This is a genomic window from Mycobacterium sp. TH-M82, from assembly GCF_057473605.1.
Genome location: NZ_JBYCKY010000780.1, coordinates 1 through 1,085, shown reverse-complemented (window position 1 = coordinate 1,085; position 1,085 = coordinate 1). Strand labels below are relative to the sequence as shown.

Sequence of the window (1,085 nt, the reverse complement as noted above, 5' to 3'; positions counted from 1 at the left end):
GCGCGGCGACCTACGCCGCGACCGGGGTGGACTACCTGGCCGTCGGGGCGCTGACCCATTCGGTGCGCGTGCTCGACATCGGCCTGGACATGTAGGGCTCGCGCCCAGGCCCCGTCCCGCCCCGGTCGCTCTGTCGCGACACATACACCACGCACACGACACGCCGATGCGCCTCGCGCTGGCTTATGTCTCGACGCGCGGAACGCCCGCGGCCTCAGGCGATATCGCCGACGAACACCCCGATCCGGCGCAACTGCATGCGCGCCATCCGCGGCAGCTTTTCGACGTCGGGCCCCTCGTAACCGGCCGGCAGGATCCGCGTATTGGTGAGGTGCACCACGCGGTTGCGGCTGAACTGCACGTCGGCCTCGCCGGCGGCCAGCACGTTCTTGACCCAGTTGGTCTTGCCGTGGCCCAGAGCGATCGCCAGCACGTGTCCCTTGCGGTAGGGCGTGATGATGGTCTCGTAGGCCTTCCCGGACTTGCGGCCGCGATGGGTGATGGTCGCGGTTCCGGGCAGAAAACGCGCGAACGGCTTGACCGCCGGGTTGAAGTATTTGATCTGGAAGCGCTCGAACCAGGGAGGGAACACCATCGGGACGCCCGGCGCGTTGTTGGGGTGATCCTTTGCGGCCATGACGGCTCCCTTTCCAATGCGGTGTCTACGGGCACTGTACCGGCCGGATAACGACTTGAGTTGCTCTGGGACAATGGAGGCGATGAGTACCCCTTCAGCCCCCGTGATCGCCCGCATCGACCTGCGGGGCACGGAGTTGACGGCTGCCCGGCTGCGGGCGGCGCTGCCGCGCGGGGGCGCCGATGTGGAAAGCGTCCTGCCGAAGGTGCGCCCGATCGTGGCCGCCGTCGCCGAGCGCGGTGCCGCGGCGGCGCTGGAATTCGGAGAGCAGTTCGATCGCGTGCGGCCTCCCGCGGTCCGCGTGCCCGGCGCCGCGCTGGCCGCGGCGCTGTCCGGGCTGGACCCCCAGGTGCGCGACGCGTTGGCGGTGATGATCGAGCGCACCCGCGCCGTGCACGCCGACCAGCGCCGCCCTGACGTGACCACCACGCTGGGGCCGGGCGCGACG

2 protein-coding genes and 1 pseudogene are annotated in these 1,085 nt (G+C 70.3%); 2 read left to right on the top strand and 1 reads right to left on the bottom strand.

All coding sequences use genetic code 11. The features are described from left to right. Positions 1-95, top strand: a pseudogene (locus AC2VON_RS23125) (carboxylating nicotinate-nucleotide diphosphorylase); the annotation flags it as partial. 119 nt (positions 96-214) lie between these two features. Here AC2VON_RS23125 and AC2VON_RS23120 read toward each other — a convergent pair. Beyond that, positions 215-637, bottom strand: a complete 423-nt coding sequence (locus AC2VON_RS23120) for a nitroreductase family deazaflavin-dependent oxidoreductase (protein ID WP_486954937.1) — start codon at positions 635-637, stop codon at positions 215-217. A gap of 103 nt (positions 638-740) precedes the next feature. On the opposite strand from AC2VON_RS23120, the gene AC2VON_RS23115 reads away from it, so the two are divergent. Then, positions 741-1,085: histidinol dehydrogenase (locus tag AC2VON_RS23115; protein ID WP_486954938.1), on the top strand; the 345-nt coding region annotated here is incomplete at its 3' end.